General features: G+C 53.8%; 6 protein-coding genes. All 6 read right to left on the reverse strand.

Features of this window, described 5'->3' with window-relative positions:
- Positions 1-613: BatA domain-containing protein (locus WBV75_RS01925; RefSeq protein WP_424118968.1), on the reverse strand; the 613-nt coding region annotated here is incomplete at its 3' end.
- Between the two features lies 1 nt (position 614).
- Positions 615-1,514, reverse strand: a complete 900-nt coding sequence (locus WBV75_RS01930) for a DUF58 domain-containing protein (protein WP_424118969.1) — start codon at positions 1,512-1,514, stop codon at positions 615-617.
- Complete coding sequence (locus tag WBV75_RS01935) at positions 1,514-2,518, reverse strand: AAA family ATPase (RefSeq protein ID WP_424118970.1); 1,005 nt, start codon at positions 2,516-2,518, stop codon at positions 1,514-1,516. The genes WBV75_RS01930 and WBV75_RS01935 overlap by 1 nt, the downstream gene beginning before the upstream one ends.
- 9 nt (positions 2,519-2,527) lie before the next feature.
- The gene (locus WBV75_RS01940) at positions 2,528-3,148 is read right to left on the reverse strand and encodes a DUF4159 domain-containing protein (RefSeq protein ID WP_424118973.1); all 621 of its coding nucleotides are present in this window, start codon (positions 3,146-3,148) and stop codon (positions 2,528-2,530) included.
- 91 nt (positions 3,149-3,239) lie between these two features.
- Positions 3,240-4,556 carry a TldD/PmbA family protein gene (locus WBV75_RS01945; RefSeq protein ID WP_424118971.1) on the reverse strand — a complete coding sequence of 439 codons (1,317 nt, stop codon included), beginning with the start codon at positions 4,554-4,556 and terminating at the stop codon, positions 3,240-3,242.
- A gap of 26 nt (positions 4,557-4,582) precedes the next feature.
- Complete coding sequence (locus WBV75_RS01950; protein WP_424118972.1) at positions 4,583-6,223, reverse strand: TldD/PmbA family protein; 1,641 nt, start codon at positions 6,221-6,223, stop codon at positions 4,583-4,585.
- Positions 6,224-6,386: the final 163 nt, after the last annotated feature.

A 6,386-nucleotide genomic window follows, 5' to 3' on the forward strand; every position in this document is an offset into this window, starting at 1 on the left:
TATAGAGTTCAGCCGTTTCAGCATCGCCCCGGGCCAGCAGGGGTTTCACAAGGGAATCCTCGTTTTCTATCCCAATCCAGCGGATGTGCGACGGGGATACGGGCCTTTTGGATCGGGTCCCGCTGAGATACCCTTTTGTAAACACCACGACACTGTCCGCATTCAGGGAATTGAGTTCTGGTACCAATTGCCAATAGGCCGGGGGCTCGACACCTTGGGGAGGGGTTTCGTCCGGATCCCATAACGGAAGGCCCTGCTCCAGGAGCCTGATCCGTGGTAATTCCCCTGAAAAATCCCTAAGCTCCCCGGGGAGTCCTCCGTCCCGGAGCAGGGACGCTTCGACCACATAGACAAACCCCTCCCTTGGGGCGTGTTGGTTTATCCGGGGCCCGGAAAGGATCAGTGCCAATAAGGACACGATCAGGACCCTCAGGGCCAGGAGCCACCATTCGTTTGGGCGAATGGCCCGGGACCTCACCGAATCTGAAGCCTCCAATAAGTCAATACTCCCTACTTTGATCGTCCGGGCCTGCCGCCGGCTCCAGAGGTGGATACCGATGGGTAGCAATACGCCGAGCAGGGACCAGAGATATGTGGGGTTGGCAAAAAACATTTCAGTTCAATCGACTTCGTTCTTTGAGATATTGGTGCAATGCCTGGTCCAGGGGAGTGTCCAGACGGAAAAGGTGGTACCCGATCCCCTGGCTGAGCAGCGCTTCCCGGATGGCCCCCATCCGCGCCCTGAGTTTTTCAAGGTACATTTTCCGGGCCTTAGCGGTATCCACTTCTACCCTGGCCCCGGTTTCCAGGTCTTCAAAAGTAAGGGGGCTGCTGTAGTCAAATTCCATTTCAGCCTTTCCCATAAGCTGTAGCACCACCACCTCGTTCCTGGGGGTTTTCAGGTTGCGCGCAAATCGGGTGAGCTCTTTTTGGTCCTCATACATATCCGTCAGAAAAAATACCAGTTCCCTGCGGCCTTGATGCGGTATCCTACGGATGGCCCGGGAGGGCTCGGGCCATTTTCCGGTATTGGTAACTTCAAGCAGGTGGAGCAACAAACGGTAATATTGCCGTCTACCCGCCGCCGGGTAGACACTGACCAGGTCCTGATCGTTCAGGGCGTAAAGCCCAACGGCATCTCCCTGTTTAAAAGCCATATAGGCAAGGGCAGCCACCAGTAGCCTGGCATATTCGGCCTTGGAAATCCCTGCTTCCCGGTATTCCATGGAAGCGCTGGCATCTACAATAAATTTAACGCTTACCAGGCTTTCCTGTTCTGCTTCTTTGATATAGTACCTGCCGGAGCGGGCGAGCATCTTCCAATCCAGCAACCGGGTATCGTCCCCGGCCTGGTACCCGCGGTACTGGCTGAATTCCATGCCCGGACCGAGTTTCAGGCTGCGGTTCAACCCAGAGGTATAGCCTTCCACGGCAATACGCGCAATCAGGGAAAGCCCCGATACCGTGCCGAGCCATTCCGGTTTTAGGAGGTCCTGGTAGTCCTGCCTGCCCATCAGGAAGCCTTGTATTCGATCTTATCCAGAATCTCAGCTGTAACGCTGTCGGAGCGGATCCCTTCGGATTCCGCCCGGAAATTCACAAGGATGCGATGGCGAAAGACTGGATAGACCACCGCCCGGATATCTTCTGGGGTTACGGACAGCCGCCCCTGTAAAAGGGCATTCGCCTTGGCGGTCAGGATCATCGCCTGCCCGGCCCTGGGCCCTGCCCCCCAATCCACCCACTTGCGGACGTATTCCAGCCCTGAGGTGTCCGGGCGGGTGGCCCGGACCATCTCGCTGACGTAGTCGATCAGGGGGTCGCTGATGGATACTTCCCGCACCAATTCCTGCAGCCTGAGGATATCCGCCCCGCTGATGACCTTTTGCAGACTTGTCCTTGTGGTCCCCGTGGTCGCTTTGAGGATAGCCGCTTCCTCCTCAGCACCCGGATACCCGATCGCGATATAAAGCAGGAAACGGTCCTGCTGGGCTTCCGGCAGCACAAAAGTTCCCGACTGTTCAATCGGGTTTTGTGTGGCCAGTATAAAAAACGGCTTTTCAAGGGGGTAGGTCTGGTCCCCGTAGGTCACTGAAAATTCCTGCATGACTTCCAGCAAGGCGGCCTGGGTCTTGGGAGGGGTCCGGTTAATCTCGTCCGCCAGGATGATATTCGAAAAAATGGGGCCTTTGTTGAACTTAAAGAACTTCTTCCCCGTACTGTGGTCTTCCTCCAGGATCTCCGTACCCAGGATATCGGATGGCATCAGGTCTGGGGTGAACTGAATCCTTTTGAATTTCAAATCAATGGCATCGGCCAGGGTGCGGATCATGAGTGTTTTGGCCAGGCCCGGGACCCCTTCGAGGAGGGCGTGCCCGCCTGCCAGGAAGGTAATCAGCAACTGGTCTACCGTTTGCTCCTGCCCGATGATCACCTTGCCGATCTCGGCTTTGAGGGCCTGCAGCTTTTGGGATAAGGTATCTACTTCAGCTGCGATTTGTTCCAATTCCGTATTCATTGTAATCCTTTATGAGGTTAAGGCGTACAGGACGATATTGATCCCGAAGCGCGTGTTGTCGATCTTGTACCATCTCTTATTCCTGAAATCGTAGTCCCATTCACAGCCGTAGTCCTTGTTACTGTAGAGCACTCCAATGCGCCCCTGGAATTCGATGGCTTTCAGGTAGTCGTGGACCAGGTCGTCCCCCCATCCGTTGAGTTCCTGGGAGGTGGTGGGCGGCCCGTCTTCAAAATCGAAGAAGACCGAATAGAGTTCGTGGTCGTTTGGAATCTTATTCAGAGCCCCGGGGCCGAAGATCTCTTCCATCTGCCGTTCAAAGGATTTTGCGAAAAGGCCGTCGATATCGTGGTTGCAGTCATCTGCAAAGACAAAGCCGCCGTTGCGCACATATTTCTCAAAGTTTTCCTTTTCCCGGGAAGTGAACTCCACCAATTTATGGCCGGAGAGGTAACAAAACGGGCTTTTAAAGATATCCTCACTGCTCAGCGGGACGATCCGCTCCAGGGGATCCACTTGGAGGGTGGTGTACTCCACCAGGGAATTCAGCAGGTTTGAGGGCATCCGCTGGTCCACGTCCCAGTCACCGGACTCGTATTGCAGTCGTGTAAAGAAAAACTCGTTTGCCAGGGCAGTCGTCACGTTTGGTTACGATAAGCGTTCACAACAAAAAAGGGCTGGTTGCCAATTCTGGCAACCAGCCTCGTATTTCTCCAGGGGCCTAAACCGCGTCGGAAAGACTGGTAAAGGTAAAGTCGCGTATTTTCATATAAGGGATCAGGTTCCCGTCGATCCGGACCTGTTGCCCGAGGGTTTCCAGGTTGTTGAGCATGATGATCGGACTTTCGTTAAACCGGAAGTTCTTGACCGGGTATTTGATCGCCCCGTTTTCGATGTAGAAGGTTCCATCCCGTGTAAGCCCTGTATATAGCAAGGTTTGGGGATCCACACTGCGAATGTACCACAGGCGGGTAACCAGGATGCCCTTCCGGGTGCTTCGGATCAGGTCTTCCAGGCTGGCGTCGCCTCCGGCCATGATCCCCCCAGCGGGGAACGGGACGGGGTCCACGCCTTTTTGTTTCGCCCAGTAGCGGCTGTAAGCGAGGTTTTTGACCACGCCGTTCTCGATCCACATAGTCTTTTTCAGTGGTTGCCCGGCACCGTTCCAGGTGGCGGTGGGTAAATCGGGATGCAAAGGATCCGACCAAAAGGTCACGCGCTCATCCACAATCTTCTGACCCAATTTATTGCCGCCATCGGGGGCCGACATAAAGTTCCGTCCCTCGTCTGCGGCACGGGCGCTAAAGGCCGAAAACATGTTCTGCAACAGGCCTGCTGAGGCGGCGGGTTCCAGGATTACGGTATACTTCCCTGGCTCGATGGCTTTGGCTTCCCGGGATAAAACCGCTTTGTCAATCGCTGTTTTTGAGGCCTGGGAAGCGTCAAATTTGCTGACATCGTTGTAATCCCGGCTGACCCAGCCAGAGCCCGTACCGTCATTGGTCCTCATGGTGACCGTGAAGTCCATGTTGGTCGACTGGTTATAGGCGAACAGACCGTTGCTGTTCATCATAGCGCTGAAACCCTCAGAATCATTGAAGTATCCGGCAGCGGTAACATCCCTGGCCGCTGCGGGTTCGATACTGCTTTTGGCGACCTGTGCCCGGTACTCTGGGGATACCTTAGCCGTTTTTTCAATATAACTGGCCGATTCATCGTATTGCTGTGGCCCCAGGGGCTCCATAAATTCGGGGTTTTCCGGGGATAGCCGGGCCAGTTCCTCGGCCCGCCGGACTGCTTTTTCAAGGGAGGCATCATCAAATTCATCGATGGTGGCCGTCCCGGATTTCTTTCCAAAACTCGATTGCACCACCAGGGTCTGGTTGGAGCTGTACCCTGAGGTGGAAACCGTATTTCTGGCGTATCGTATGTTTCCGCTGTTACTGCCATTGAGATTGACTTCACAGGCGTCCGCCTTGGAGAAACTCAGTGCTTTCTCGAGGATTTTTCTCGCTTCCTCTCTTGTATAAATTGCCATTGTCTGCTTTTTTATGGAAACCCCTGTTAAATGGTCCTTCCGGTGTTGATCACATTTACATCGTTAAAACGGGCAGTAGAACTGCCGTGGGAAACCGCGCTGATTTGCGAGGGTTGTCCCTTCCCGTCAAAGAACGAACCGAATAAACGGTAATCGCTCTCATCACAGATCTTTACGCAGGAATTCCAGAATTCCTGGGTATTGGACTGGTAGGCAACATCATCGAGCATCCCGACGATCTCCCCATTCCTGATCTCAAAGAAAACCGTACCTCCAAACTGGAAATTATAGCGTTGCTGATCGATGGAATACGACCCGCGACCCGCGATATAAATCCCCTTCTCCACGTCTTTGATCATCTGGTCAATGGCGTACTTCTCCTTTCCGGGTTCCAGGGAGACATTAGGCATACGCTGGAACTGGACATCGTCCCAGCTTTGCGCATAACAGCATCCGTGGGATTCGTTCTGCCCGATCATATGTACCTGGTCACGGATGGCCTGGTAATTGGTGAGTACCCCGTTTCGGACCAGGTCCCATTTTTTGGTCTTGATTCCTTCGTCATCATAACCTACTGCGCCGAGGGACCCGACCTGGGTCTTATCGGCCACCAGGTTGACGATGTCGCTGCCGTATTTGAAATTACCGGTTTTCCATTTATCCAGGGTAGCAAAACTCGTTCCCGCATAATTGGCTTCGTATCCCAGTACCCGGTCGAGTTCCAGCGGGTGCCCGACGGATTCGTGAATGGTAAGCCCCAGGTGGTTCGGTTCCAGCACCAGGTCGTACTTCCCGGCTTCCACAGATTTGGCCGTCAACTTTGCTTGTGCCTGTTGGGCGGCGAGACGGGCGTCTTCCACGATATCGTAGCTGTTGCGGTAGAGCTTAATTCCTTCAGGCCCTGCCAGTTTTTCTGAATCCAGCCCGTCCATATATTCAAAGCCCATCCCCATCGGGGCACTCATGGCCTGGCGCGTTTTGAATGATCCCGCGGCACGATCCACGGCTGTTACGGTGAAGGTGGGCCATATGCGGTGGATATCCTGATCGATATACGATCCGTCGGTCGAGGCGAAATACTTTTGTTCATTGACCATAAAAAGGGCGGAATTCACAAAGCTGGCCCCGGCCTCCATGGCAGCTGCATTGGCGCTGAGTAGCAGGTCTACCTTTTCGGATACAGGAACCTCTTTAAAATCCTTTTTTATGGGTGTTTTCCATGAAACATCCCCATACCCGGGGGCTGGGGCGAGTTGAACCGGCTCTTTTTGAAGTATCCCGTTCGCCTTGGCAATGGAAACTGCCTGTGTGGTCGCTTTGGCAATGCCATCTGCGGTTACATCGTTGGTACTGGAAAAGCCCCAGGTGCCATTGACGATTACCCGGATCCCGATCCCGAAGGATTCGGTATTGACCACATTTTGCACCCGGTCTTCCCGGGTAAAGACGTATTGGTTCAGGTAGCGTCCGATACGCGCATCGGCGTAGGAGGCCCCAAGGGTTTTTGCCGTGTTCAGTGCCACATCGGCCATTTGCTTTTTAAGAACAAGGTCCATTCCCGGTGCCAGCAGGGCTTCCGTGGGAATGTCTTTTCCCATCAACAGGGATGGCATCATCAATGCCCCGGCTCCCAATCCGGCGTACTGCACAAAGTCTCTTCTTTTCATGTGTTTCGGTTTATTTGTAGTTGATTGGCCATATGGATTTGACCGATTCGTGATCTGTCTGGAATACCCTGAGGAATTTTTCCGATGCGGAGATTAGGACTCAGGCCGTAAAAAGCCTTTACACGAATGCTCTAAAAATAAAAAGGGTAAGGTAGTAAAAATG

The organism is Robiginitalea sp. (assembly GCF_049588695.1).
Classification (GTDB): domain Bacteria; phylum Bacteroidota; class Bacteroidia; order Flavobacteriales; family Flavobacteriaceae; genus Robiginitalea.

Excerpts from the sequence above, each read along its gene's own strand:
- WBV75_RS01935 (WP_424118970.1), bottom strand. The coding sequence starts at position 2,518 with ATGAATACGGAATTGGAACAAATCGCAGCTGAAGTAGATACCTTATCC.
- WBV75_RS01945 (WP_424118971.1), bottom strand. The coding sequence starts at position 4,556 with ATGGCAATTTATACAAGAGAGGAAGCGAGAAAAATCCTCGAGAAAGCA.
- WBV75_RS01950 (WP_424118972.1), bottom strand. The coding sequence starts at position 6,223 with ATGAAAAGAAGAGACTTTGTGCAGTACGCCGGATTGGGAGCCGGGGCA.
- WBV75_RS01930 (WP_424118969.1), bottom strand. The coding sequence starts at position 1,514 with ATGGGCAGGCAGGACTACCAGGACCTCCTAAAACCGGAATGGCTCGGC.